General features: G+C 71.7%; 20 protein-coding genes. 8 read left to right on the top strand and 12 right to left on the bottom strand.

Going from position 1 to position 26,910, the window contains the following annotated elements; genetic code table 11:
- Positions 1-49 precede the first annotated feature (49 nt).
- Together IT371_31285 and IT371_31280 are read right to left on the bottom strand one after the other, a co-directional pair.
- On the bottom strand, positions 50-4,903 hold the full coding sequence (locus IT371_31285) for a sigma 54-interacting transcriptional regulator (protein ID MCC6752177.1): 4,854 nt from the start codon (positions 4,901-4,903) through the stop codon (positions 50-52).
- Positions 4,904-4,916: 13 nt separating this feature from the next.
- Entirely contained in the window at positions 4,917-5,876 is a 960-nt protein-coding gene (locus IT371_31280) for an NAD(P)-dependent alcohol dehydrogenase (GenBank protein ID MCC6752176.1), read from the bottom strand.
- A gap of 267 nt (positions 5,877-6,143) precedes the next feature.
- Here IT371_31280 and IT371_31275 point away from each other — a divergent pair, with 267 nt between their 5' ends.
- The gene (locus tag IT371_31275) at positions 6,144-7,487 is read left to right on the top strand and encodes a hypothetical protein (protein ID MCC6752175.1); all 1,344 of its coding nucleotides are present in this window, start codon (positions 6,144-6,146) and stop codon (positions 7,485-7,487) included.
- Between the two features lie 40 nt (positions 7,488-7,527).
- On the opposite strand, the gene IT371_31270 is transcribed toward IT371_31275, so the two are convergent.
- The 4 genes from IT371_31270 to IT371_31255 form a co-directional block, all read right to left on the bottom strand.
- Positions 7,528-8,025, bottom strand: coding sequence for a hypothetical protein (locus IT371_31270; protein MCC6752174.1), 498 nt, complete (start codon positions 8,023-8,025; stop codon positions 7,528-7,530).
- Between the two features lie 68 nt (positions 8,026-8,093).
- The gene (locus tag IT371_31265; protein ID MCC6752173.1) at positions 8,094-9,395 is read right to left on the bottom strand and encodes a hypothetical protein; all 1,302 of its coding nucleotides are present in this window, start codon (positions 9,393-9,395) and stop codon (positions 8,094-8,096) included.
- 98 nt (positions 9,396-9,493) lie between these two features.
- Positions 9,494-10,708: a phosphoserine phosphatase SerB gene (gene serB, locus IT371_31260; protein MCC6752172.1), complete on the bottom strand. Its 1,215-nt coding sequence runs from the start codon at positions 10,706-10,708 to the stop codon at positions 9,494-9,496.
- Between the two features lie 13 nt (positions 10,709-10,721).
- The gene (locus tag IT371_31255; GenBank protein ID MCC6752171.1) at positions 10,722-14,693 is read right to left on the bottom strand and encodes a HEAT repeat domain-containing protein; all 3,972 of its coding nucleotides are present in this window, start codon (positions 14,691-14,693) and stop codon (positions 10,722-10,724) included.
- A gap of 192 nt (positions 14,694-14,885) precedes the next feature.
- Here IT371_31255 and IT371_31250 point away from each other — a divergent pair, with 192 nt between their 5' ends.
- The gene (locus IT371_31250; protein MCC6752170.1) at positions 14,886-16,022 is read left to right on the top strand and encodes a tetratricopeptide repeat protein; all 1,137 of its coding nucleotides are present in this window, start codon (positions 14,886-14,888) and stop codon (positions 16,020-16,022) included.
- Positions 16,023-16,080: 58 nt separating this feature from the next.
- Here IT371_31250 and IT371_31245 read toward each other — a convergent pair whose 3' ends face one another.
- Positions 16,081-16,734, bottom strand: coding sequence for a hypothetical protein (locus IT371_31245; protein ID MCC6752169.1), 654 nt, complete (start codon positions 16,732-16,734; stop codon positions 16,081-16,083).
- A 521-nt stretch (positions 16,735-17,255) separates the two neighbouring features.
- On the opposite strand from IT371_31245, the gene IT371_31240 reads away from it, so the two are divergent.
- Entirely contained in the window at positions 17,256-17,909 is a 654-nt protein-coding gene (locus IT371_31240) for a hypothetical protein (GenBank protein ID MCC6752168.1), read from the top strand.
- Between the two features lie 12 nt (positions 17,910-17,921).
- On the opposite strand, the gene IT371_31235 is transcribed toward IT371_31240, so the two are convergent.
- The 3 genes from IT371_31235 to IT371_31225 all read right to left on the bottom strand — a co-directional run bounded on the left by IT371_31235 (position 17,922) and on the right by IT371_31225 (position 21,603).
- Entirely contained in the window at positions 17,922-18,326 is a 405-nt protein-coding gene (locus IT371_31235) for a hypothetical protein (GenBank protein MCC6752167.1), read from the bottom strand.
- A 4-nt stretch (positions 18,327-18,330) separates the two neighbouring features.
- Positions 18,331-20,295: a S8/S53 family peptidase gene (locus IT371_31230; GenBank protein ID MCC6752166.1), complete on the bottom strand. Its 1,965-nt coding sequence runs from the start codon at positions 20,293-20,295 to the stop codon at positions 18,331-18,333.
- A gap of 294 nt (positions 20,296-20,589) precedes the next feature.
- Positions 20,590-21,603 (bottom strand): hypothetical protein, encoded by a 1,014-nt coding sequence (locus IT371_31225; GenBank protein ID MCC6752165.1) that lies wholly within the window; start codon positions 21,601-21,603, stop codon positions 20,590-20,592.
- A 142-nt stretch (positions 21,604-21,745) separates the two neighbouring features.
- Between IT371_31225 and IT371_31220 the strand changes: the two genes are divergently transcribed.
- Positions 21,746-21,958 (top strand): hypothetical protein, encoded by a 213-nt coding sequence (locus IT371_31220; GenBank protein MCC6752164.1) that lies wholly within the window; start codon positions 21,746-21,748, stop codon positions 21,956-21,958.
- Positions 21,959-21,989: 31 nt separating this feature from the next.
- Positions 21,990-22,916, top strand: coding sequence for a ribonuclease Z (gene rnz, locus IT371_31215; GenBank protein ID MCC6752163.1), 927 nt, complete (start codon positions 21,990-21,992; stop codon positions 22,914-22,916).
- A 31-nt stretch (positions 22,917-22,947) separates the two neighbouring features.
- On the opposite strand, the gene IT371_31210 is transcribed toward rnz, so the two are convergent.
- Positions 22,948-23,169 carry a hypothetical protein gene (locus tag IT371_31210; GenBank protein MCC6752162.1) on the bottom strand — a complete coding sequence of 74 codons (222 nt, stop codon included), beginning with the start codon at positions 23,167-23,169 and terminating at the stop codon, positions 22,948-22,950.
- Positions 23,170-23,198: 29 nt separating this feature from the next.
- On the bottom strand, positions 23,199-23,987 hold the full coding sequence (locus tag IT371_31205; protein MCC6752161.1) for a hypothetical protein: 789 nt from the start codon (positions 23,985-23,987) through the stop codon (positions 23,199-23,201).
- A 271-nt stretch (positions 23,988-24,258) separates the two neighbouring features.
- On the opposite strand from IT371_31205, the gene IT371_31200 reads away from it, so the two are divergent.
- The 3 genes from IT371_31200 to IT371_31190 all read left to right on the top strand — a co-directional run bounded on the left by IT371_31200 (position 24,259) and on the right by IT371_31190 (position 26,386).
- Complete coding sequence (locus tag IT371_31200) at positions 24,259-24,711, top strand: hypothetical protein (GenBank protein MCC6752160.1); 453 nt, start codon at positions 24,259-24,261, stop codon at positions 24,709-24,711.
- 443 nt (positions 24,712-25,154) lie between these two features.
- Entirely contained in the window at positions 25,155-25,559 is a 405-nt protein-coding gene (locus tag IT371_31195) for a hypothetical protein (protein MCC6752159.1), read from the top strand.
- 122 nt (positions 25,560-25,681) lie between these two features.
- Entirely contained in the window at positions 25,682-26,386 is a 705-nt protein-coding gene (locus IT371_31190; GenBank protein ID MCC6752158.1) for a glutathione S-transferase family protein, read from the top strand.
- Positions 26,387-26,910 lie beyond the last annotated feature (524 nt).

Below are 26,910 nucleotides of genomic sequence, written 5' to 3'. Positions count from 1 at the left end.
GTGCGTAGCATATATGTTACATGCGTGGCACGTCCGTATCGTCATTGTTTCATTCCGGGGACCCCGGCTGAACCCGGCGTCCGGGCCGCCGGATACCGAGCGCGCGCATCTTCCGGTGCAGCACCACGCGGTGCAGGCCCAGGCGCTCCGCCGCCTCCGTCACGTGGTAGTTCGTCTCGCGGAGGGCTTGCTGGATGAGCTGGCGTTCGTGGCCGCGCAGCGCGTCCGCGAGCCCCGCCGCCCGCGATGCTCCCCCCTTCGACGGACCCGGGTCGGCGCGCCGCAAAGCCGGCGAGAGCGACCCGACCTCGATCGTCTCGTCGGCGAGCAGGGCGGAGCGCTGTAGCTCGTTCTCGAGCTGACGCACGTTGCCGGGCCAGTCGAAATCCACGAGCGCGGCCAGCGCCCGCGGCGAAACCTTCACCTTGCGAGGCAGCCCCGCGAGGATGTGGTCTACCAGCAGCGGGATGTCCTCCCGACGCTCGCGCAGCGCCGGCACCGCGAGCTGCACCACGTTCAGCCGATAGTAGAGATCCTCGCGAAAGCGTCCCTTCGCCACCAGCTCCTCGAGGCGATGGAGGCTCGCGGAGAGCACCCGGCAGTGGCTCTTGCGCTCGTGCTCCTCGCCGACGCGACGGAAGGCCCCCTCCTGCAGGATGCGCAGCAACTTGACCTGCATTTCGGCCGGCATGTCCCCCACCTCGTCGAGAAAGAGCGTCCCCCGCCCCGCCACCTCGAAGAGACCCGGCCGGTCGCGGAGGGCGCCGGTGAACGCGCCGCGGCTGTGCCCGAAGAGCTCGCTCTCGAGGAGCGTGGGGGGGATGGCCCCGCAGTTGAGGCTGACGAAGGGATGCGCCTTGCGCGGACTCGTGTAGTGAATCGCACGCGCCACGAGCTCCTTACCCGTGCCGCTCTCCCCCCAGATGAGCACCGGCACGTCCGCCTGCGCCACGCGATCGATCTGGAGGAACAGCTCCCGCATGACCTTGGATCGACCGACGAGCTTGGCCGCGTTGAAGCGGCGCACGAGCTCCTCTTCCTGGCTGCGGAGGCGCACCGAGATCTCGCTCAGCTCCTGCGCCTGCTGCACGACCTGCGCTTCCAGGCGCTGGTTCAGCGTCTCGAGTTCGGCCTTGGCCTGCCCGAGGAGCTCGCGGTGCCGCGCCGAATCCTCGAGCAGGCGCGCCGTCTCGAGGGCGATGCCGGCCTGCTCGGCGAAGGCCTCCACCAGCGTCACGTGCACCTGGTCGAAGGCCCGCGGCCGGAAGCGATTGTCCACGTAGAGCGCGCCGCGCGCTTCTCGCCCGGCCCGCAGGGGGACGCAGAGCACCGCGCGCAGCTTGAGCCCGTGGATGCTGAGCTGCTGACCCAGGCGCTCGTCCTCCATCGCGTCGGCCGCCACGACGGGGCGCCCCTCGGTCATGGCCAGCCGCGCGATGGTGCGACTGAACTTCTTCACCCCGGAGCGGAGCGCCTCCTGATCCACGTTACGACCGGCCGCCACGCGCAGCCGGTCGGGGTCCCCGAGGAGCACGAAGCCCCGCTCGGCCCCGGTGAGCTCGATGGCGCAGTCCAGGATCCGCGTGAGGAGCTGCTCGAGCGAGAGTCTCTGGTTGAGCTCGGTGTTGAGCTCGAGCAGGCGCAGGAGCTGCGCTGGTGTGGGACCCGCATCCGAGGGGGCGAGCGGGGGCAGCTCCGCGGCGACGGCCCGCGCTCCGCGTACCTCGTCGCGGCGGTCGAAGAGCTCGCGCAACTCGGGGGGAACGCGGTCGCGCAGTCCGTCGAGCAGCCTCGTCGCCTCGCCGGCGTGAAAGCGCGCCGTCAGTTCCTCGGCCCGCGCGGCGAAGGCCCGTGCGAGCTCGGCGTGCACCTCGAAGCGTCGCTCCCCGGCGTGCGGACGGGCGGCGGCGAGAGCGAGCTCCAGCTGCTGGATCGCCGCATCGCTCGGCCGCTCGGCGAGAGCCAGCTGCGCGCGACCGAGCAGCAGGTGCGCGCGCCACGCGTCCGGGTCCTCGACCTGCACGCGCGCCACGAGGGTCTGGCCGAGCTCCCGCGCCCGCTGCGAACGCCGCCCGCGCAGCTCGAGCTCGCCCTCGAGGAGCGTCGCCGCAAATGCGAGCGCCGCGTCCCCATCGGCGCCGGAGGCCCGCGCCCGACGGAGCTCACCCTCCGCCCGCGCGCGCTCGCCGCGCGCCAGCCGCAGCTCGGCGCGGTAAAGCAGGGCGTGACCGAGCGTCGCCCCACCCCCGACCGTCTCGGCCAGCGCGACCGCCTCGTCGAGCTTCGCCTCCGCCCCTGACAGGTCGCCGAGTCCGAGCCGGAGATTTCCTTCGTTGGCCGCCGCGGTGGCGGCGGTGGTGAGCGCCCCTGCACGGCGCGCGAGGAGCGCCGCCCGCGTGTACGCCTGGAGCGCCTCGCCGAAAGCGAGCAACCGTTCGCTGATCGTGCCGAGGTTCAGCGCGCTCGAGGCCGCGAAGCGCAAGTCGCCGAGCGCTCGGGCCTGCTCGAGCCCCTCGCGGTAGACCTCCGCCGCCTCCTCGAGCCGCCCTTGCCGCTGCAGCGCGATGCCCATCGAGTTGAGCAGCCGGGTCAGCGGCTCGGCATCCCGCAACGCGAGCTCCCGGGCCCGCGCGAGAGCGGCGCGCAGCCGCGCCTCGCCCCGCGCCACCTCCCCGGTGTAGACGCATGCGAGGCCCACCAGGTTCTCGAGGAGGAGCTGCGTCCTCTCGTCGGCGCTCGCCTCCAGCAGGCCCGCCTCGGCCTCGGCCGTGGCTCGCGCGTGCTCCCCGAGGAGAAACGCGGCGCGGGCGGCGAGCACCGCCCCCGCTGCACCTCGCTCGCCGACCCCCTCGAGCGCCGCCAGCGCCGGACGCGGCTGCCCCGCATCGAGCAGGAGCTCGGCCTCGAGCAGCGCCCCCGCTTTCGGCGCGCGAAGGGCCAGCGCGCGCGCGAGGGCCAACCCCTCCTCGAGCCGCCCTCCGGCCCGCGCCGCTCGCGCCTGCCGCTCCTCGAGCCGCGCCCGCAGCTCGTCCGCCGGGTCGAGGGCCGCAGCCACCGCCGCGAGCTCGCGCGACGGTACGGCGGGGGACTCGAGAAGCAGCTCCGCAGCGCGCCGCGGGTCCCCGAGCCCGAGGAGATGCCGCGCGAGCGCGAGGGCGTCGCCCGTCCCTTCCTCTCTCCACGCGAGCAGGAAGCGCCGATGGGCCGCGCGGCGGGTCGACTCGTCGAGCGCGAGGCTCGCCCGTTCGCCCAGCTCGGGGTCGGCCGGGCGCCACGCACCGTCCCCCGCGGGCAGCGCGGCTCCCCGACGGAAGAGAGCCTGCAGCGCAGCCCCTCCGAGACTCTCGAGGCGCAGCAGCACGCCGGCGGGGACCGGCCGCCCGGGCAAAGCGAGCACGCCGAGCGAGCGCCGTTCGTGGGGGCCGAGGGCGCGAAACCGCCGTTCGGTGAGCAGCTCGAGGGACTCTCCGCCTACCAGCCGCTCGGGCAGGCCGGCCTCCACCTGAGCGCGCACCAGCTCCACCACGCGTCGAGGGTCGCCACCGCTGCGGTCGGGGAGCTGCTCGAGCCACGCCGGGTCGCGTCGCCCGGCGAGCATGTAGCGCGCCGCGCGCAGCACCTCCTCGGCCTCGAGCGGGCGGAGCCAGAAGGGCTCCATCGCACCCGCCTGCCCTGCGGGGATCTCGCCGCAGCAGAGGAGCAGGCAGCCGCGCGCCCCGGGCAAGCCGAGCGAGCGCGCGAGCTGTCCGAGGAACGCCGCGGCCACCGGCTCGTCGAACGACCAGCCGGCCAGACAGACCACGAGCGGGCGTTGCGCCGCGCGGGCCAGCAGGACATCCACCGCGTCGGTTACGAGCCGCTCGGGCGCCGGAGCTCCGCCACCTCTCGAGACGAGCAGGCTCTCAGGCCCCGACGGAACGAGCACCTCGAGCCCGAGGAGTCGCGCGCGTCCGCAGGCCCAGCGCGCGAGGGTCGTGGCCCCGGCTCCGAAGAGCTGGAGCCCCGACGCGGCCCCTCGACGCGCCTCCTCGAGGGCCTGTGCGAGACGACGCAGCTCCGCCTCGCGCCCGACGAGCGGCGCCGCGGGGAAGTAGTCGCCCGCGAGCTCCTCGACGGTCAGCTCGAGAGAGCGCCCGGCCACCTCGCTCAGAGCCGCGCGCACGGCGGCCGCGCCGGGCCGCGCCGAGGGCCGGGTCCGCAGCAGATCTACGACGAGCTCGCGCAGCGCGGGCGCCGCGGGGTACGCGGGGACCGTCGCCGCGTCGTCATCGCCTAGCCCACCCGGAGGACGCCCGAAGCACGCCGCATGGAGCACCGCGCCGAGGCTGTATAGATCGGACGCGGCGGTCGCGGGATCGCCGGCCAGCGTCTCGGGCGAGGCGAAGCCCAGCGTGCCGACGGTCTCCGCTACGGGGGCGAAGCTGCAGAGGCCGAAATCGAGCAGCCGGACCGCGGGGAGGAGGCCGATCGTCCCGGGTCCCACGCGCAGCGCGTCGGGCTTGAGGTCGCGATGCACCGCTCCAGCGAGGTGGAGCGCCTCGAGCCCGCGAAGGGCCGCCGCAGCGCCCAGGGCCATCCGCGCCGGCCCCGGAGTCTCCGCCGCCCAGGCGCAGAAATCCGGCCCCGGTGCGAAAGTCTCGACGAGCAAGGGCCGCCCCTCGACCTCGAGCACGTCCACGAGCTCCACGAGGTTCGGGTGGGATAGACGGGCCAGCGCGTCGTGCTCGCGGGCCGCCGCGTCTTCCACTCCCGGCGCGAGCGCCTTCACCACCACCTCGCGCCCGTGCAGGCGGTCGAACGCCCTGTAGACCGAGGCCTGCGCGCCGGCGCCGAGGAATGCGCGCACCTCGTAGCGCCCGCCGGCCAGCTCCGCGGGAAGGATCTTGTCGGGCGGGGTTGTCACGTCGCGACGACCGCTACGAGCCCACGCGCAGGACCAGCTTTCCCACCACGCGGTGGGTCTCGCTGCGACGGTGCGCCTCCGCGGCCTGCTCGAGCGGAAAGACCTGCTCGACGACCGACCGCAGGCGCCCTTGCTGCCAGAGCGAGACGAGCTGTCGCAGGTCCTCCACGTCGGCGTCGAGGAGGATCAGGGGCCGCATGCGCTTGTGCTCTCCCGCCACGAGCGACGCCGCCGCCTCGAAGAGCCTGACCACGCTCCCCGGCCCGCTCGACACGTTCACCAGCCGGCCCCCCCGACGCAGGTACCGCTTGGCCTCGCGGAAGGGCATCACGTCCACCGCGTCGAGCACGGCGTCGAATCGTCCCTCGGGTGGTCGAGCGCCGGTGTCGTAGGCCACCACGTCGTCGGCCCCGAGCTCGCGCACGAGGGCGGCGTTCCGCTCGCTGCACATCGCCGTCACGCGCGCACCCTGGGCCCGCGCGATCTGCACCGCGTAGGTGCCGACGCCCCCCGAGGCCCCCACGATCAACACCGCCGCATCCGTCGTCGGGAGTCGCGCGGAGCGCAGGGCCTGGAGCGCCGTCACTCCCGCGGTGGGCATCGCCGCAGCCTCGACGGCCGTGAGCCCCTCCGGTCGCACGACGAGCGTCTTCGCCTGTCGCACCACGAACTCGGCGTAGGCCCCGATGCGGTACGCGCTCGCGACGGCCACCACAGGCGTCCCCGGCCCGAACCCCGTCACCCCCGGACCGACGGCCTCGATGGTCCCGGCGAGGTCAAGCCCCACGAGCCGCGGAGCGCGCATGGGACGCACGAAGCGCAGCCGCCCCTGCCGGAGCTTCCAGTCCACGGGGTTCACCCCCGCGGCCTCGACGCGGATCAGCGCTTCCCCTGCCCGGGGCACGGGCGACGGCAGCTCGGCCAGATGAAGCTCTTCGGGACCCCCATAGCGATCGAACACCACGGCGCGCATCGCGCCCAGCCTACGTCAGAGCCCGTGACCGGCACAACCTGGGCCCAAGGTCCCGCGAGCTCACCCCCACCTCGGCGGTGGTCAGTACAGCAGCCGTGAAGCGGCGGTAGTGGCCGCCGACGGGAGCGCCCACAGTACGCCCCACCGCACCAACACCCCGGGATCGCTGGAGCCGGAGGCCACGAGCGCACCCGCGGCCCTGGCACACGACTTGCGAACGGTCCTCTCCCGAGGTCCTCGCCGCCCGAGGCCCGAGAGGAGAACCCCATGACCTTCACGCCCCGCTGGCTGCGCCGTCTGGCGCGCGCGACGCTCTTCTCGCTCACGCTGCCGCTCGCCGCCCCGGCCTTCGCCGCCGACGGAAAGACCGTCACCGCCGCCTCGCGGGCCGCGGAACGGGCGCTCCTCAAGGGGGGTCACGCCGTCGAGGGCGTGCTCCACCTGCGCGCGAACGCCAAGGAGGGCTGGGTGCGAGCCACGACCCCCGAAGGGCAGCAGACCCTGCGCTTCGGCGCCAACGGGACGCTCCTCTCGATCGACGGGCAGGCCGCGACGGACGCCGCGAAGCGGGGCCGCAAGGCAAACCCGCTCGTCACCGCCGCGCGCCACCTGCTCGCCCTCGCGAGCGGCAGCCCGAAGCACGTCGCGGAGCTGAGCGCCGCGCGCCACGACGGTGTGCTGCAGGTCCTCACCACCGACGGGAAGAACCTCACGCAGCGAAACGACGCGCTCTCGCCGACGCGGGTCTCTCGCGCCGCCGTGAAGGCCGGGGGAGCGCCGCTGCAAGACCTGCTCACGCAGGCCTTCGAACGCCTGCAGGCCGCCACCCCCGAGGTGCCGCTGACGAGCGAGGCCGCGCGCGCCGTCCGCCGCTACCTGCGCGAGCGGACCGCCTTCTACGAGAAGGGGGTCCCGACGGCGGAGGCCGCCAAGCGCCAGCTTCGCGGAGCCCGCCGCCGCCCCGACGACGCCTTTCTCGCCGTGCTCTCGGGAGCCATCGCGCCCGAGGAGTTCGTGGTGCGCGGCAGCCTGAGCACGCGCAACCTGACCCGCCTCATCGCCTTCGGCTACGTCACGCCCGCCATCGCCGCGCAAGCGCTCGAGGCGCGCGGGCAACGCCTGACCTACGTGGATCGGACGGCGCTCGAGAAGGCCCTGCCGGCCACGATCTGCACCGTCGAGGAGGCGCGCCGCGTGGTCCTCGGCGGCACCTACGGCGAAAAGAAGGCGCTCGTCGAGCGCGGGATGGTCCCCGCCGTGGTGCTCGAGGAGCGGCTCGCCACGCCGGACCTCTACAACGGCGAGCGCCTGCTGCTGAAGCGCGCTCTCAGCCACTGGCGCGTGCACGACCGGGCCCACGCCCGCAAGGTCCTCGCCAAGGGCTCGTACCTGGCCAAGCGCGAGCTCTTCGCCTCGGGGCTCGTCCCAGAAGACCTCGTGCGTCAGCGGCTGGGGCGGCCGATCTCGGTGCTCGAGGAGCAGCTCCTCGTCGAGCAGCTCGTCGCACAGCGGCCGTATGCTCTGGCGGCGGGGACGCGCGTCTCCTCCTCCGTGAAGAAGGTGGAGCTCGCGAAGCCCGCCGCCGCCGAACGCCCCGCGCTCGTCCCGTAGCGCCCCGCGCTCGTCCCGTAGCGCCCCGCGCCCCCTATCGCTACTGCGCCGTGCACTGCCCCGCCACGCAGAGCGCCTTCACGCCGAGCCGCTTCGGCTTGCACCGGCAGCGCTTCTTGCAGCGCGCCGCGGCGTGCTGGGCCCGCACCTGCGCCGCGGTCCCCTTGTTCACCGCGCGATACGAGACCGACGCGCACGGCACGCACGCGCAGGGCTCGCCCACGGGGACGAGCTCGCAGTCGCGGTGCCGCTGACAGACCCGCTCGGGACTCTTCGTCCCGACGCCGAGCGCCGACGAGGCGATCTTGCGCAGCGGCCGACAGCGCGGGCAGGGTCGATAGCCCGCCTCCAGCGCCTCGTCCACCGACTTGAAGACGGCTGTGCAGTGGGGACAGCGGAAGTGCTTGCACCCGGCGCGGTGAAAGCGGCGCGACCGCACGTCCCCGCGAAACGCCCCGTACGCCCCCGGCAGCGGGTCGGCCGGCGCCTCGGGGGGCGCCGCCCCGGCGGCCGTAGATAGAAGCATGATACCCAGCATGCAGCTTACGATAGCCCAGTATCGTTCCACCGTCACGCCCCGCACTCCTCGCCGCCTCACCCCCGCGCTCACTGCCCCGCCTGCTTCCCGGGCCCACCCCCTCCGCTCGACCCGCCGGCTCCGCCCTGAGGGAGCGCCTTCACCAGGTCGGCCTTCTTGCACCAGCGTCCCCGCGGCCAGTTCTCGGGCTTCAGGTGGTCCTCGGGGCGCGCGCCGAGCTCATCGATTGCCGCCAGACCGAGCTGCTTCAGCGCGCGGTAGCTCACGCCGTTCTTCATCGACGAGTTCCAGAAGAGGAAGCCGTCGATCCCCGCCTTGCGCGCGGCCTCGAGCTGCTTGTGGATGAAGGTCGCGCCCCAGAAGGAGCGCACGCCGTCGGGGTAGGCCTGCAGGTACGGCCGGAGCACCACGCCCGGCACCCGGCGCCGCGCGCGCCAGAGGCCGCAGTGGATGAGCTCGTAGACCCCCTCGGTCGCCTGTCCCCCGGGGAAATAGGTGTGCATCCCGTTGGCGTACATCATCGGCGAGAGCGCCTCCACGTAGCGCGCCATCACCTCCACCGTCTGTCCGATGCGCCGCGGATCGCCGTCCACCCAGGTCGTGAGGCCGAAGATGTCCACGGAGATGGGGATCTTGAGCGCCCGGTCCAGCTTCTCGAGAAAGCCCGCGACCACCTGCTCGCGCGTGCGCTTGTCCTGGTGCAGCCACTGTCCCGCGCCCCCCTCGGAGTCGTGAGGAAACCGGATGTAGTCGTACTGGATCTCGTCGACGCCGAGGCCCTCGAGCTCGACCGACAGCTCCACGAGGTAGTCCTGCAGTTCGGCGGAATAGACGTCCACCCAGCCCGCGCCGCGGCTGCGATAGAGCTGCGCGCCTCCCTTGCCGGTCCGCACCGCGAGGTCCGGGCGCTTCACGGGAAGGCGGCTGTCCTTGAAGCAGACCATGCGCACGATGACGTAGATGCCGTGCTCGTGAAAGGTCTTCACCACGGCGCCCAGGTCCTTGAAGACCTTGCTCTGCACGCGCTTGGCGAGGGGGACCTCGCTCGCCCAGTGCACGCTTCCCCAGTCGTCCTTCACGTCGAAGACCACTGCGTTCATATGCGCGGCCTTCATGGCCTTCGCCGCCCGCTCGGCGCCGAACTTCGCCAGCCAGTAGGCCGTCAGGTAGTAGCCGCGCGCGCGCCGCCCCTTCTCGCCGAGGTCGTCCTTGAGCCCCCGGTCGGGGAACTTCTTCGGCGTGTAAGGCTTGAGCTTGGTCGCGTACTCCTTGGCGTAGAGCGCGTCGAGAGTGGGATTCTCGGCGGCCGAGCCGCTACGCGCGAAGGACAGAAGGGTCGGGACGAGGGCCAGGGCGCACGCACGCTGCATGCTGCAATCGTAGTGCGCCGGGGGGACGCGATCCAGTAATCGGGGGTCCCGGAGCCGGGGCCCCCTCGGCCACCGGGGTCACGCCCTCGGTCGCGCCCTCAGGCCAGCGAGAGGGTCCGCAGCTCGCGGGCGGTAAAGCCCATCAGAAAGAGCAGCGTGTCGATGCGCTCGTGGTAGTTCAGACTCATGTCGGCTACGGCTTGGAGCTTGGGCTTCGCGCGGAAGGCGATGCCGAGGCCCGCGGTCTGCAGCATCAGCATGTCGTTCGCGCCGTCGCCGATGGCCACGGTCTGCTCGAGGCGGCACTTGTAGACCTTGGCCATGTCCTTGACGATCTGCCCCTTGCGCTCCGCATCGACGATCGAACCCTGCACGCGGCCGGTCAGTCGTCCGTCCACCACCTCGAGCTCGTTGGCAAACGCGAAGTCTAGACCGAAGCGCGTCTTGAGCTCGTCGACGAAGAAGTCGAAGCCGCCGCTCACGAGGCCCACGCGGAACCCGAGGCTCTTCAGCACGCGGGCGAAGTTCTGCGCTCCGGGCGTCATGGCCACCTCCGAGGCGCGCTTCTCGGCCGACTCCATGGGGAGCCCCTTGAGCAGCGCCACGCGCTGCGCGAGCGCCTGCTTGAAGTCCAGCTCCCCGCGCATGGCGCGCTCGGTGATCTTCGCCACCGGCTCCTTGCAGCCCGCGAGCGCGGCGAGCTCGTCGATCAGCTCGGCCTGCACGAAGGTCGAATCCACGTCCATGCAGACGAGCCGCTTGCTTCGACGGAAGATGTCGTCGCGCTGCACGGCGATGTCGGCCTCGAGCTCGGCTCCGAGGGCCAGGATCTCTCCCCGCAGCGCGGCGAGCTGCCCCTCGGTGTAGGCCCGTCCGGGCGCCAGATCCGCGATCAGCTCGAGGCCGTTCAGCTCGTCCTCGCTGAGCGTGCGGATGTCGAGGATGTTCATCTCCCGGCTGGCGATGAAGCGGGTGATGGCAGCCACCGCGTGCCCGTTACCGAGCGCGCCGAGCACGGTGACGCAGATCGCCGGCCCGCGCGCCTCGGTGCTGGCCGCCGCCACGTCGCGCAGCGGGCTCACCTCGAGGCGCAGGCCGAGCTCCGAGACGGCTACCAGGATGCGGCGCAGGGCGTGCGAGTCGGGGGGGATGTCGATGATCGTCGAGAGCATCAGGTAGCCGTGCATGGCGGACTGGCCGATGTTCACGAGCGTGGCGCTCTCCTCGGCGATGATCTCGGTGAGGCGGGAGGTGACGCCAGGACGGTCCGCCCCGGAGACGTGGAGCACGATACGGTCGGTATGGGTCGTCATGTCGCCTCCGGTTCTACCAGCCGAAAAGCCAGGCCACCACCCCCTCGGGGGGATCGCTGCTGCGAGCGAGGGCCAGCGCCAGCCGGGCGCCCATGCGCACGACCAGCGGCTCCGCGGGACCGAGCGCCTTGGCGCGCCGGGCGAGCGCGTCCCCTCCCTCGCGCCGACCTCGCCAGGCCAGCGCCAGCACCACGGTACGTCGCGCGAGCGCGTCGCGACCGCTCCCCGAAAGAAGGCGCCAGAGCTCCTCCTCGGGGCAGTAGCGGCCGAGGTAGCGGGCCAGCGCCGCCTGCGCCGCCGTGCGGACGTCGCTCGCTCCGTCGAGGGCTCCGCCGATCAGCGCGGGTGCGGCGCTCGGTTCCTCGAAGGCCAGCGCACCGAGCGCGGTGATGGCCATGCGGCGCCGCTCCTCGCTCGGGTCCCCCGCCCCCTCGAGCAGAAAGCGCACGGCCTCGACCACCCCCTTGCCGCGCACCTTCCCGAGCGCCTCGAAGGCCGCCCAGCGTTCCGACGGCTCGCGGGCGAAGGTGCTGCGCCAGAGCAGCGGGACCACCGCCGCACCGAGGTCGGCGCTCTGCTCGGCCGCAGCCCGCAGCGCGGCGAGACGCGGCGCGAGGTCGCTCTCGCGCAGCGCCGCGTCCAGGAGCCCGAGCGCCGCACGCCGGTCTCCCGACGGAGTCACCGCCCCGACGGCCGCCGTCCGGACCGCCGCGATGGGGTGCGCCGCAGCCCGGCCGAGCGGTCCCGCCAGGCCGAGGCGCCGCGCGACCTGCAGCGCCAGCAACGCCTCGTCCTTGCCTCCGCGCGCGACCGCCTGCGCCACGGGCTGGTCGAGCTCCGCCACGGCGCCGCCCGGAGAGAGGGTCCCCGCCGCCTCGAGCGCCGCCCGCCAGACCTTCGCGTCCGGGTCCTGCAAGAGCGGGATGAGCTGCCGCACCGCCACCGCGGGTGAGGGCGCTGCGAGCACGAGCACCGGACTCAGCGCGGTACGCACCGCGGGGCTCGGGTCCTTGACCAGCCGCTCGACGAGCTCATAGAGAAAGGAAGCACCGGGGGGCGGCCTGCGGGCCAGCTCCTGCAGCATCGCCGTGCGAAGCTGCGGATCGTCGTCCCGCAGGTAGAGCCGGGCCAGCCGGAGGAACTTCTTGCCCCCCTTCTGCAGCGCGAGCGCCGCCGCGGCCGCGCCGGCGCGCTTCACCTCGCGGTCCTTGTCGAGCGCTGCCTGGTCGGCGAGCCACATGCCGAGCCGCGGGCTGGCCTGCGCGAGCGACTGCGCGCAACCGAGGGCCTGCTCGCGAAGCTTCGCACGCTTGATCTTCCACGCCGCGGCGAGGAGCGTGGTGGCGACCCGGGCGTTGGGCTCCTGGTGCCCGCACACCTGGGCCAGCGCGGCCTGCGCCAGGTCCGGAGGCCCCTGCCGCATGGCGCGCGCCACCTCGGCCAGACCCACCGCGCCGACGCGCAGGAGGGACTCTACGGCCGCGGCGCGGACCGTCACGTCCCGATCCTTGATCATCCCCTTCAACAGGTCCCACCGCGTCTTGTCGAGCGGCCGCGGCACCAGGCCGAGCCCGATGGCCGCAGCCCGGCGCATGAGCGTCGCCTCGCCGCGCGGCAGGCGCGTCCGCGCGAGCTCCTGGAGCAGCGCCATGGCCGTCTCGGGGTCGCCGAAGCGGGCGAAGAGGCTCGTGGCCGCGGCGCGCACGGCCGGGTCCTTATCCCGCATCAGCCGCTTGATCGCCGGGAGGATCGCCTCGGGCTTCACGCGGTCGGCTACCGCCACGAGCCACTCGAGCAGCGCGGCGCGCTGAAGACCACCCGCCTGGCTCTCGAGGCGCGAGGCCACGCGTTCGGCCAGCTTGCGCGGCGTCTTGCGCGCCAGGTCGCGCTGGAGCCGCTCCAGCGTCGGCGCGATGGGCGCGAGCCGCTGCTGGTCCGCCCTCCCCGTCAGACCGAGGAGGATCTCGAGCACGTCGAGCGGCTGCTCCGGGGCCGCGTCCCTGAGCTGCATCAGGGCCTCGTGCTGCACGCGCCCGTCGGCGTCGGTGAGTCGCAGTGCGACGACCGGAAGCGCGTGCGCCGAACCGAGGCGCCTGAGCGACCGCAGGGCCGCGAGGCGCACCTGGCTGTCGGCATCCGTGGCCCCCGCCTTGAGCACCGACACCGCGGCCACGGTGGGCAGGCGGCTCGCGCGCTCCACGACCGCGCGCCGCACCACGGGCCGCGCATCGGCCAGCCCCTGCACCAGCACCGAGCGCGTCAGCTCGTCGTTCGTCGAGAGGAGCGCCGCCACCTCGACCGCCTGCCGCCGCTCGGCCGGCTGCTTCACCGCCGCGAGCAGGAGCTGCTGACCCGCTGCCGCGTCTCCCGCGAGGAGCAGAAGCGCGGCCCGACGTGCGGGGGCGAGGGGCTCCGCGAGACGCGCGAACCAGTCCGGCACCGCGGTCGCGGGATCGTCCTTGAGCGGGCCCACGATGACGCGCGAGCGCACCTGCTCGGCCAGCGCCGCGGGTACCGAGCCGAGCGCGAGGCCCGTATCCATCTCGACCCCGTCAAACTGCCCGGGAAAGAGCGCCGCCGCCGGCCGCAGAGAGGGGCGTCCTCGCCTCAGCACGACCCGTTCGAGCCCCGGCACGCCGGGAGCCGTGTGCAGGTACACCGACGACGAGAGCGCCACGTAGAGCCCCGCCACCGCGCAGAGCGGGATGGCGAGGAGCACCGCCGCCACCACCGACCAGACGCGAACGCTCCTCTGGACGCGCGTCCGCTCCTGATCGTCGAGCGCGTTGCCGAGGTAGCTCGCCACCTGCAGGAGCTCTTGCGGTCGCAGGAGCTGCTTCGCGTGCAGGCGTCGTCGCAGCGCCAGCTTGGCGCGCGCGCGCCCGCGCAGGACCGGCGCCACGAAGTCGCGGATCGGCTGCCGCAGGTACGGATGGAGGATCGTGTACCCGACGCCGTTGCCGTTACCGTTGCCGCCGGGGGTGAGCCCCGCCCCTCCCTCGACGCAGCTCCGCACGAGCCCCTGCTCCTCGAGGCCCGCGAGCAGCCGCGTGGTGACGGCCTTCGGCAGTCCGGCGCCCCGCGCGATCTCGGTGAGCGCGAGGCGCAGGCGCGGGTTCGGTTGCTCGGAGAGCACCGCGAGGACTCGACGCGCGCGCCAGGCCCCGGCGCGCCCCGCGAGCTGCTCGACGTAGAAAGCCGACAGCGCGGTGGCGCCGCCCACCCGGCTGAAGGCCTTCGGGCGGGTGATGCGGTGCAGGACCGCGGCGTGTCCGACCACCTGTATCGCCGCGGGGAGGACCGGCCCCGCCGCGCAGAGCTCCTGGGCGATCACCTCGGGCAGCCCGGCCTCCATGTAGCCGCCGCCGGCGAGCACCGTCTGCTCGAGCACCTGCGCCACGCGCTCCTTGTTCCAGCGCCCGAGCGTCACCGTGTGCGCCGCAGGGATCGCCGCGAGCCCCTCGGCCAGCTTCGCGAGCGCGTGCAGATTGCCGCGATCCACGGTGACGACGAGCTTGACCGCCCCCGACCGCTCGAGGGTGTTCAGGAACTGCCGGATCGCCTGGACCTCGGGCTCCTCCATCCAGAGCAGCAGCTCGACGTGATCGAGCAGGAGGAGCGCGGCGCCCCCCTGCTGCCGCTGCACGTGGTCGGCGAGGACCGCCGGAGCGCTCTCGTCGGGACCGATGGGACGACCGACGAGCCGGGCCAGGCCCTGTCCGAACTGCTGCTCGAGGTTGAACCCCAGCTCGAGGTAGATGGGCGAGAAGCCCGCGGCCAGCGCGGCCGGATAGACCCCGGCCCGCAAGAGAGAGGTCTTGCCCGAGGCCACCTCGCCGGTCAGCAGGATCGTTCCGACGCCTCGGTGCCGGACGAGCTCGAGCAGCTGCGTGCGCTCGCTCTCGCGCCCGAACAGCAGGCTCGCCTCGTCCTCCTCGTACGGCGCAAGCCCACGGAAGGCTCCGGCTCTCGGCTTGGGCGACATGGATTCCGGGCCATCATATCACGGGAGGCGCGAGCCCCGAAAATGCCCGGCACCCCGAACACCGCGCGGATCCTTACGCACACCGTCGGAGATGGGCCTCCGGGTCGATTGACCGGCCGATCCACGGAATGTTACGTTGGGCGCGCCGCCGCATGGCTCACTGGCCCCATGAGTAAGGAATCGAGAAAGGTCGTGCCACTCGGCCCACCCTGGCGCCGGCACTTCCACCGCGGGTTGCGCCACCTGCGCGACGGCGAGACCGCGGAGGCCGCGAAGGCGTTCGAGCAGGCGCTCGCGCTGAACCCCGACGAACCCGACGTGCTCCTCGCCCTGGCCCGCGAGCGGCTGCGGCAGGACCGCTTCGACGACGCCGAATCTCTGCTCCAGCGGGTGCGGCAGCTCAAGCCATCGAGCGTCGCGGCGGCCGCGCTGCTCGCGCGCATCCTGGGGCTGCATCAGGGACGGCGCGAGGAGGCCTTCGGCGTGGTGCACCAGGTGCTATCTCGCCAGCCGGAGGCCGTGGCGCTGCAGATCATTCGCGGCGAGCTCCTGCTCGAGGAGGGGGCCCTCCCCGAGGCGCGCGACGCCTTCGCGCGGGCCCTCGATCACGCGCCGACCGACGAGCTCGCCCGCGCCGGCCTCGCGAGAACCTTCAACTGCGAGGGGGTCGCGCTGAGCGAGAACGGCGAGGACGAGCGCGCGGTCTTCTGCTTCAAGCGCGCCGCCGATCTGGACCCCGAGTGGGCGGGTCCCTACGTGAACCTCGGCGTGGTGCTGGGCCGGCTCGGTCGCACCGAGAGGTCGCTCGAGGCCTACCGGCAGGCGCTCGCACGCGACCCGTCGAGCCCCGCGGCCTACTACAACCTGGCGAGTACCCTCCACGAGCTCGGCCAAAGGCGCGAGGCGGCCGAGCTCTTCGAGCGCCTGCTCGAGGTGGACCCCGAGTATCCGCAGGGCCGCGTCGCGCTGGCCAACGTCCTCGGCGAGCTCGGCGAGCTGGACCGCGCCGTCGCCCTGCTCCTCGAGGAGCTCGAGCTCGCCGGCCCCTGCGCGCGCACATTCAGCAGCCTGGGCCTGGCCTACGTCTGCAGCGGCAACGCCGAGCGCGGCGAAGAGTGCCTGCTTCGGGCCCTCGAGCTAGACCCCACCTATCTCAATGCCCTCTACAACCTGGCCACCCTCTACGCCACGCAGGAGCGGCACACCGACGCCGCCGCCCTCCTCGAGCGCGCCTTCGCCACCGACCCCGAGCGCACCGCCGAGCTCTTCGCCGGCGAGCGCCGCTTCGACGGGTTGCGCCGGCTCGAGCAGTTCCGGTTTCTGCACTAGCGCCCCGGCGCACGCGCGGCGGCGCGGCGGCGCGGCGGCGCGGGGATTCGGACCCGGCCTACGTCCCCGGCACCACGCTCGTAGGAATCAGCCCCCGCAGCTTCCAGCCGGTCTTGAGCAGCCAGGTTCGCGGTTCCAGCACCGGCGGGTCTCCGTCGGGGGGAAGCGGCGTCAGGTCCTTCCACCCGGTGAAGTAGCGCGCCGAGCTGCACGCGTCCAGGTCGCGTCGCGGAACCCGCTTGCCCCGCGCAACGCTATGCTTGCGTCGATTTTGAAGCACGTACGAGAGCGCCGCCTTCACCTCGCTCGGCGTCTTCAGGATGTGCTGGTGGTAGCGGTCCCGAAAGACCCGTCCCCTGCGGCCCACCGTGCGGTTCAGCGCGTGCGCGAGGCGGATCGCCAGCGCGCGCAGGCCCTTCATCAACACCTCTCGGTCCTTCGCCTCCGTCACCAGGTGCAGGTGATTCTTCTGGATCGAGTAGTGCGCCAGGTTCATGCCGAACCGCCCCGCCGACTTCACGAACGCGTGTTCGATCGCGCGTAGCTGCTTCTTGCTCCGCAGGTTCGGTAGCCCCTCCACCACCTTCATCGTCACGTGCACCGGAAACCGGCTGGCGAGAAGCGGTCGCGCCCGATGCGGCAGGCCGCTCCCCGGCTGCTTCTTCCGCCCCGCGCCCGTGCGCTTCCCACCCCACCCCGTCGCCTCCCGCATAGGCAACGGGAGCTGCTTCGCAGAAGCCGCCGGCGCACCTGTGCCCGAAGTCCGGTCACCGCCCGAGGAGGATTTGCATTTGCATGCCATCATGAATAAGGCCAATACTAGCATGGCGCTGCTCTGCCGTCAAGCGATGTCCTTGCGCGTACACACAAAGAGCGAACTCCTTACACGACCAAAGAAAGCACAAACACACGAAGCCCTCCCCGCCGCACCGACGCACCGCCACCGCCCGCGTGCGCCCACCGCCGCCCGCGCTCTCGCCCACCCCCCGTCGCCAGCCATCCTCCCCGGTGCCCCGACGCACCGCCACCGCCCGCATGCGCCCACCGCCGCCCGCGCTCTTTCCCTCCGCCCCCCGCGCTTTCCCCCCACCCCCGCCGCTCCCCCTCAGGTTTCCGAGGCACTCGTGTGCCAATTCCCCCGCCGCGACACAGCTTCGCGCGGCCAAGGTGACGAACTCTCGACGAACGCCCCAAGGCACGCCCGTTGCAGTCTGGGCGCGCGGAGGAGGACCCATGCGCACCTCGAATTCACTGACGGTCGTGTCGCCGGCGCCTGCCGTGGCGCTCGCGTTATTCCTGTCGGCCTGCGGCGGCCGGGCCGCGCTCACCGTGGATGGGCAAATCGGCGACGGGGCGTCCCGCGCTCACGACGGCGGCACTCAGCCGGACACCCTGCTGCGCCGAGACAGCCTCGCCGTTCCCGGGAGCGACTTGCGCATCACGCCGGTGGATGCGCTCCCGCCCGACGCACCGCTCACGACCGAGGGCTATCTGCTCTGGCAGGCCCCGGGCGGCTTCGCCGGCACCGGCCCCGCCATCGAGCTCCTGCGGACCGGCGTCCTCCGGATCTGGAAGGCCACCTCGCAGCTCACCCCGCACCAGACCGCCAAGTGGGACCGCGAGCTGGCCCTCGACCCGAAGGATGCTCGCGACCTCTTCGCGCTGCTCCGGGCGGTGGACTACTCCAAGCTGCCGCACAAGACCGGCCAGTGGAACGAGTGCTATCCCGTCTTCTATTTCGAGCCCTGCACGAAGTGCAAGACCGTCGAGCTGCGCTACACCACGGCCAGCGAGCTTCTCCCCGAGATGAAGGCCGTCTACGCCGCCTTCGACGTGCCGCTCAAGGGGCTGCTATACGAGCCGCCGTCGGGGTTCTGTCCGTACTAGAACGTCCGCTCGTCAATCCGACCACGAGGACCCTGCGTCGGCAGGCCCCGCGTCACGCCGCGTCCCCACCAGATCCGGTCGCGGCGCGCTATCCGGCCGCGGGGTTCCCGCATCACGCGGTCCAGCGTCTGGCCACGGACGATCGAACTCGTAGGGGCTGCAGCTCCTGCTCGCGAACTGGAAGCAGCGTCCGGTGCGATCGCACGCGTCCAGGCCGGTGAATGCCTCAGGCCCGGCGCCACAGCACGCCAGCTGAAGCTCCGTGGGGGGCTTGTCCATGCAGACGAAGTACGTGGGCTCCATCGGGTGACAGAGCTTTTCCAGCGTGCAGTTCTCGGCACGCCACTGTGGGCTCGGCGCCTCGCGCGTGGCGCAGGCCGAGACGAGGAGCAGGATCGTGCAGGATACCCGACGCATGGGCCTAGGCCGGAGGAACGACATCGAACGCGAAGCCCACCTTCACCTCGTAACCCCAGCCAGGGCAGGAGTTCCAGGTGTGGTACTTGGCCTTGAACGTATACAGGTCCGTAGCCGGCGCCACGAACTCGATGATCTCGTAGGGGTTGTCGTAGGACGCTCCCCCCTCGTTGACCTGGTAGTTGTTGCGCAGCACCCGCAGGTCCAGGTCCGCGTGCGCACCGGCCCCCGGGCAGCCGTCCCAGGCGAGCACCGCTCGGACCCGGTCTCCCTGCTGGAACATGTACTGTCCGATAACCCGCGTTCGCTGGAGCGGGTCGAAGCTGCTCGGCCACCAGGTCTGCTCCGCCAACACCCGCCCCCGGGTCACCATGTCCGCGATGCGCCCGGCGCTCGGGACGCCGGCTCCGTCCCGCTCGTCCGGATAGCGGTAGTCCGAGTACGACTTCGCAGAGTCCGGAATATCCACGTCATGACTACACCTGTTATAGGGGGCTCCTTCCCAGGTATTGCACGACGACGCGAGCAGCGCCGCCCGGGTGGGCATGGGCCGGTATTGAAAGAGACTCGGCCACCTTTGCTGAAGCAGGGCCACCAGCGCCGAGGCCCCTCCCGCGGCCATGCTGGTTCCCCAGGTCGTACGGAGCCCTCCGCTGAGGTCGTTATCCGTCGTCGTCACGCCGTTGGCATGTAGAGCGACGTCGGGCACCTCGCGGTCGCAGCCACTTCCAGGCCCCTCGCAGGCGGTCGGGTTCTGGGAGGACGTCTTATTGAACATGAACTGAATGCTCGTATCGTAGCCGCCCACGCACAGCACCCCCGTGGCCACGCAGTCGGCGGCCACCGAGGCGCCCCAGTTGCCCGCCGACTTGACCAGCGTAAGCCCGTAGCGAACGTTCCAGTCCTGCGCCGCGTGGTCTACCCCTCCATCGCCCCAGCTCTCGTTCACGACAGTCACACCGGCCCACCGGAGCCAGTCCAGGTTCGCGCTATGTCCATCGATCGTGCGGTTGGCGTAGTACATGTCCACGAACGGCGCCCCCCTCGGCCTCGTCAGGGCGATCTCAGCGGCGTTGTGGCCGATCATGCCCACGACCGCGGTCTGGTGCGTTCCGGCACAGAAGCCACCCGGCCCGGGAAAGTGGCAGGCTGGAAACCCTTCAAGCTCTTCTCCGAGCTTGCTGTCGGCGCAGCGGTACCGGCAGTCCGCGTCGCTCCAGCAGCCGTGCAGCTCGCGCGCCGTCTGGTGCGGAAACCAGAGGTATGTGTTTCGGGCCAAACAGTCGTCCCCCGTCACTCCCACCCTGACCCCCGTCCCGTTGTAACCCCACCACCAAAAGGTCGTGTTCAGCTGCAGGTCCACGGACGAGACATAGGCGTGCGGTTTTGGCTTCTCGGTGCGCTTGCTCAGCTCGATGCGCTCGATCATCGGATGATCCCGAAGGGCGCCCAGGAGCTGGCCGCGCGTGAGCTCGGCCTCGATGAAAGGAGTGCCGTCGCCGCGCGAGAGCACGCGGCCTCCCGCGTCGGTGATGGCCTTCACGACAGCGTCCGCCGCGGGTCTCATGGTCGAAGCCGCCGCCTGGAAATAGCTGCGCCATGCAGCCTCGTCCGCTGTAGTCGGACGCGGCAGGGCGAGGTCCGGAACCTGGTGCACCACGCGTACGCCGAGCGCGCCATTCCCCGGCGCTTGCGCCGCCGCATAAAGTTCCGCCGAAAGGGCGCCTCGCTGCGGGCGCTCGGCCGCCTTCGCCAAGCGGACCCAGTCGGCGTGCTCCGTCCGGAGCCCGCTCGCAGTGACGTCGAACTTGCGCGTGTGCCCCGAGGCAGCGTCGAAGACCACCAGGCGATGCACGGTCCCCGCTGGAAAGACGCGGGTGACGGAGTGAATCACGTGCTCCTCGGGGCCCAGGTGACGCGAGGCGAGCTGTCGAACCGCGGCCGGGACGCGCGCCTCGTCTTTCGCCACCCACGCGTTGGTGCTGGCCAGCTTGCGCGATTCAAGGGCAGGCCCTTGGTCACCGCAGCCGACGGCGCAGGTCAGGACAGAGACCAGAGACCAGAGCCTGGTGTCGTCTTCATTGAATCCCCCAGGAAGAATGTCCAGCCGCACCGTAGGCGTTATACGGTCTCGCCGTCAAGCGATAAAACGCTATACACCTAACAGCATAGAAGTGAGCAACCCATTGCTCACTTGGCTGGCGGCGCCGTCGGGCCCACGGGAAGCCACGACGGCTGTCACGAAGCTGCCCCCCTCCGCCCCTCAGCACATCCCCAGGCACTTGCACATGCCGCTCTGGCAGATGCTGTCGCAGCCGCCCGCGCAGGTGTAACCGCACTCGCAGCCGTCGCTCCAGCTCCCGTTGCAGTTGGTCCAGGGGGCGCCGTCGCACTCGCAGTTGCCGGTCGCGGGATTGCAGTGCGCGCGGCTGCCGCAGACCTTGCCCGCGCAGGGGTCGGGCGTGATGCACGCGCTCCCGCTGCACTGCTTGCTCGGCGGGCACTCGCAGCCGTCGCTCCACCCGCCGTTGCAGTTCTTGTAGTTCGTGTTGCAGTAGCAGTTGCCGTTCGAGCAGTACGCGCCGCCGCCGCAGTTCTTGCCCGCGCACGGGTCGGGCGTGACGCACGCGCTTCCGCTGCACTGCTTGTTCGACGGGCACTCGCAGCCGTCGCCCCACCCGCCGTTGCAGTTCCGGTAGCCTCCCGTGCACCCGCAGGTCCCGCCCGAGCAGGTCGCGTTCCCGCCGCAGCTCACGCCCGCGCAGGGGTCGGGCCCGACGCACGCGCTCCCGCTGCACTGCTGACCGGGCGCGCACTCGCAGCCGTCGTTCCACCCGCTGTTGCAGTTCTGGTAGCTCCCCGAGCAGGCGCAGCTCCCTCCCTGGCAGATCCCGTTCGCGCCGCACGACTTGTTGCAACCGCCGCAGTGCTTCGCGTCCTTCTGGGTGTCCACGCAGAAGGTGCCGCAGGGGGTCGTTCCGCCGGTGCAACCCGCATCCCCCGCCACCTGTCGATCCGCAGCGAACAGATCGGAGACCGCCCCATCGGCGCGCACGACCGGGCCATCGGGCCACGGGTCCGCCTGCCCGTCGCGCCAGGTCGCCCCGAGCTCCGGCGACCCGCCTGCCTCGGGGACGCACACTTCCTGCCGCGTGTCGCAGACCGCGCCCGGTCCGCAGGGAACGTCAGTGCTGCACGGTCGCCCCACCGAATCAGGCCGCCGGGCACTACACCCGACGAGCACAACGACGACCCCCGCACAGCTCCAGCGTGTCATGGCTCGGCTTCCCATGCGTCCCGCGGGTCCCTCCCCTTTCGATCTCTAGCACACCGTCCGCGCGAATGGGGTTCCCCCTTCCACAGAGGCCCCGGCCGTCCGGAAATTTGCCGCTCCCTTCTGGGCCCCGTACGGTGAAGTGATGCGCAAACACGAAAAGAAGAGCTTCGAGCGCGCCATCGCCCGACTGGACACGAACCTGGCGGCGCAAACCAGCCGCACGGAGCTCTTGCAGCGGTGGCTCGACGAGCAGGGAGCTCGCCTCGAAGAGCTCGGCGCCCACCTCGCCGCCAGCGCGGCACGCCTCGAGCGGCTCCTCGGTGGGCCTCGGGAAGGCGACGCCAACGCGGCTTGATTTTCCGCCGCCGCCGCGCGAGAAGCAGGGGATGGAATGCTTCGTCCTCGGCACGGGGGGCATGATGCCCATGCCCAAGCGGCGGCTGACCTCGGTGGCCGTGCGCACCGACGGGCGGGTCTACCTGTTCGACTGCGGCGAAGGCACGCAGGTACCGTACAAGGAGGCCCACCTCGGCTTCCGGCCGCTCAAGGTCGTGGCCGTCACGCACCTGCACGCCGACCACGTCCTCGGGCTCCCCGGCATGCTCATGCTGCGCTCGCAGATGGAGACCCCCGAGGAGCTCGTGCTCGTGGGCCCGCCAGGGCTCGAGCGCTTTGTGAAGAACGTGCGTCACGACCTGCGCATGTACATCAACTACCCGCTGCGCTTCCTCGAGTGGTCCGAGAGGGCGGGCGAGCTGGCCTACGAGGACGAGCAGGCGCGCCTTTTCTGGCGACCGCTCGACCACAGCGTCTTCTGCCTCGGCTATCGCCTCGAGGAGCACGGCCGCCCGGGGAAGTTCGACCCCGAGGCTGCCGTGCGACTCGGAGTACCGAAGGGGCCGCTCTACCGGCAGCTCCAGCTCGGCGAGGCGGTCGTCACCCCGTCGGGCGCGACGGTGCAGCCCGAGGACGTGCTCGGCCCGCCGCGTCGCGGGCGGCACGTGGCCTTCTGCACGGACACCGCCATCACCGAGGCGCTGCAGCCGCTCTTGCGCGAGACCGACCTGGCCTTCGTCGAGGGGATGTTCCTCCCCGAGCACGAGGCCGAGGCGGCGGAGAAGAAGCACATGACCGTCGCGCAATCGACGCAGGCCGCGGCGCGCGCCAAGGTCGGGCGGCTGGTCCTCGTGCACCTGAGCCCGCGTTACGAGCCGGCGGAGCTGCCACGCATTGACGAGGAGGCGGCGAAGCACCATCCGGCAGCCGCCGCCGGACGCGAGGGACAGATGATCGAGGTCCCGCTGCCGGACTGAGCTGCGCCGAGCCGTCAGCCGCGCCTCGCCCTCAGCCCTCTCGCGAGGCCTCGTCAGACTCCACCGGCTCTTCGCGCGCGACCGGCGCCTCGGCTTCGGCCGCACGCCGCCGCTCCTGCCGCAGGCGTTCTCGACGATAGGCATCCACGGCGCCGAGGCCGACCAGCGCCACCAGCGTACCGGCGAGCACGCCCATCAGGCCGCCGAGCTCGAGCGTCGCCACCGCCGCGGCGCCCGCGGCACCGGCCAGCACGACCAGCGAGAGCCATTTGGTGGAGCCGCTCAGTTGCCGGGCTCCGGCCCCGACGGCACGTGCAGGCGCGACGGCAGCACCACCAGCACCTCGGCCGGACTCGCGCGAAACTGGGCCGGCGTGGAGGTGACGTCGGCCACGACCCTGCGGATCGTGGTCAGGCCCCGCCCGAGCTGCTCGATGAGCCCGAGACTCCGCGCGGCCGCCGCGAGCACCGGGTTTCGCGGGAGCGAGACCCCGCCATGAATCGCGAGCTGCTCGAGCGAGAGCTGCGCGGGCAGTGCCCCGGGGCTCCAGACCTCGAGCCGGTCGTCGAAGATCCGGAGCGCGACGCGCCCGCTCGCGCGGTAGTCGCGGTGCACGAGCGCGTTGAGCACCGCCTCGCGTACGGCCACCGTCGGGTACTCGGGCTCCGACTCGTCGGGGCGCACGAGGTTCGGCACGGCCTGGCTCTGCTCGCTCACGAAGGAGAGCGTCTGGTCGAGCAGCGTGGTCAGCCGGCCCTCGAGGTCGACGCGCTCGCCGACCGGGTCCGACAGGTGCGTGCCCCGGATGCGCGCCGCGACGAGCCCCCACTCGGGGTGCGCGAGCTGCGGGAAGAGACCGAAGGCCATCAGGCCCGCCACGGTCGGAACGGAGCGTCCGCCGGCCTGAGCGAGGAGCCCCATCGCCGCGCCGAGCTGCTCGGGCGGCAGCGTCTCCGCCAGCCCCGGCGCACGCCGCCGCAGGTACGCCTGCAGGCGCTCCTGATCGAGGTGCTCGAGGTCCGACCCGGGGACCGGGCTGCGCTCGAAACCGGGTGGAGGTGGTGGAAGCATGCCGCCCTTCATCGTACCGGAGGTCCCGCGCGCTGCAAGCGCACGAATCGATCCGGGCACGAAGTGGTCGAGCCTGTCGGGTCCCTCGGGCCGCTCCCCCGCGCATGCTCCGGTTTCGGGAGGCGCCCCTCCGAGGGCAGGTGTTCACGACGTGCGCACCGTGCGCGAAAACGCCTGCTCTCGCGGGACTTTCGCCGTCGCGCACGATGGCATCGACGTTGCTCTTTCCCCCTTCGGCGTGTGTGTTGGATCCCAACCGAAGGAGCTAGACATGTTCACCCGTGCTTTCGCCTCCGCGGCCGTGCTGGCCGCCCTCATGGTGCCGTCGGCGGTCTTCGCCGCTCCCCCGGCGCAGCAGGGCCGCGTCACCGACCGCTATGCCATGAGCATCATCAAGAAGGCCGCCAACCAGCGCGTGGGCCGCTACGGCCGCGGCTGGGACGTGCACCTGGGCGCGTTCATCAACTACGTCGTGGCCGGCCCGCCCGCCCGCACCTTCAATGCCGAGGTGAACTGGGGTCCCGGACCGCACATCATGATCGCGGTGCCCGACCTGCAGGGGATCATCAACCTGCAAAAGGGTCGCGGCGCGCCGAAGGGCGTCAAGCGCGTCACCTTCACGAACCTCCCGGCGATCGAGCCCATGCCGGCTCCGGCCCCGGTGATTCAGCCCGCGAACAACGGCGGCGCGCACGGTGGCAATCGCCCCCGCGGCGGTGGTTGATCGCTTCGAACGCAGCGAGTAGGTCTCCTCCTCCTCGCTGACGCCCCTGACCGAGCCCTTCCGCGCACACCCCTGGGCTCGGTCAGGGGTTTCTTTTTTTCCCCACGCGTTCCCCTTCGCCCCTCATCTCTTCACTCGAGCTTGCGGTCGCGCTATCGCGCTCGCTTGTGCTTGCTATCGCGCTCGCGATCTCGCCTTCGGCCTCGCATCGCGGACGCGAGTGCGCACGTGCTCACGACGCGCACATCTATTTCCGACGGCGCGACATGCGTCGCGGCTCCGACTCGCGGCGCAGCATTTCGGCGCTATGCGCGTAATCGTCCGAAATCGTTATGCCGTAAAGCTGGCCGAGCTATTGCTCTAAGGACCCGCGTCGCTTTACCGGCTGCGCAGCGCAGCCCAAACCACAACGTCAACGTCCATTGCTCTTGAAGGAGATCACCATGTCCATCATCAAGAAGACCCTTCTCGCCGTCGGCTCCGCCCTGCTCCTCGCCCCCGCCGCCGCGAGCGCGAACCAGAACAACCAGAGCGGCGTGGCCCAGATTGCCGAGTCGATGGCGCGCCCGGCGCAAAACCAGATCATCCGCATCGCCTTCGAGCGCCCGGCCGTGATCATCATCGGCAGCCAGCAGCCGAACAACAGCTCCGTCGTCCGCCCGAACAACTCCTCCGTCGTGCGCCCGATCGGCAACAGCTCCGTCGTCCGCCCGATCAACAACAGCTCCGTCGTGCGCCCGAACAACTCCTCCGTCGTGCGCCCGATCAACAACAGCTCCGTCGTCCGCCCCGCGAACAACAGCTCCGTCGTCCGCCCCTTCCAGAGCGGCGTCAAGGTCGGCGGCTAGTTCCAGCGTTGACGGCGAGGGAGTTCGTCTCCCTCGCACCCCGCGCCGGCGGATGCCTCCCGAACCTCGCTCACGCGAATAGGGGATGGCCTCCGCCGGCGTTTGTTTATTACCCTGCCGCGATGAAGCTCCGCCTCTACGACTGGGCTCCTTCCCCGTTCTGTCTGAAGGTCCGCGCCATCCTCGACTACAAGGGGCTCGCCTACGAGCGCGTCCCCCTGTTGTCGCAAGGCGGGCGCCACCTCCTCGGCATCCGCCGCCGCGGCCGCGTGGGCAAGGTCCCCGCGCTCGAGGTGGACGGGCGCCTGGTGGTGGACAGCACCGACATCGCCGAGGAGCTCGAACGTCTCGCTCCCGAGCCGACGATCTATCCGGCCGGGCCGCGCGAACGCGCTCTCTCGCACGCGATCGAGGAGTGGGCCGACGAGTCGCTCTACTTCGTGGGGCTCTATTACCAGTGGATCGAGCCGGCGGGGTCGCGCGCGGCAGCCGAGTTCTTCCGGCGCTCCGTGACCGGCACCGCCGTGCATCTCTTGCTGCGGCGCCGCATCGAAGGACAGGTAGTGGCCCAGGGCACCGCGCGCAAGCCACCCGAGCACGTCGCGCGCGACCTCGAGCGGCACCTGGACGCGCTGGCCGCGCTCACCTCTCCGGGGCCCTTTCTCTTCGGGGAAGCGCCGATGCTGTCGGACTTCGCGCTCCTCGGCCAGCTCACCTATCTGTCACGCACACCGAGGGGCGGACCGCCGCTCGCACGGCGGAAAGAGGTGGCCGCGTACCTCGAGCGCTTCAAGCCGCTCCGGCGCGCCTCGACCGGCATCCCGTAGCACCGCGCGGCAGTCCGCGCCTACTTCTTCTTGCCAGCGGTCGGCGTCGGGGGAGCCTGCTTCGCCGCGGCCTTGGCCTGGTCGCGCTTGTCCTTGGCCTCGCCTTGCTTCTTGCTCTTGTCCTTGGACTTTGGAGACTTGTCGCCCATCGAGATCCTCCTCACGTTCGAAGGTTGCTAATCGCCCACCGCATCCCGTCACGTCCCCCTCCGGCGAGGTCCCTCGCGCGAAGAGCCCGTGCGGGTCGGCAAGCACAGCATACGCGGTCGAGGCAGCCTGGGCGCGTTTCCCGTTGCCCCAGCCGCGGCCTTGGCCACGATCGGAGCTTCCAGGCCAGGCGACCCGCCTCCCCGAACTCCCTTCGCGGCGCGCCGCGCCCGCGCGCCGTTACCGAGGCGCCGCCCCCGCACCTCCCGCCAATCGCGTGCGGAACCAGCCGCTTGGCCCCCCTCTGCCCGCCGCCGCCCGACCCGCAACACCTGAAGGCCGCCGCGCCGAGGCCTGGTCTCCCTCTTGCACAGTCG

The organism is Deltaproteobacteria bacterium, from assembly GCA_020848905.1.
Taxonomy (GTDB): Bacteria; Myxococcota_A; Polyangia.
The sequence above is the reverse complement of the archived record's forward strand: the minus strand, read 5'-3'. Positions and strand labels throughout refer to the sequence as shown.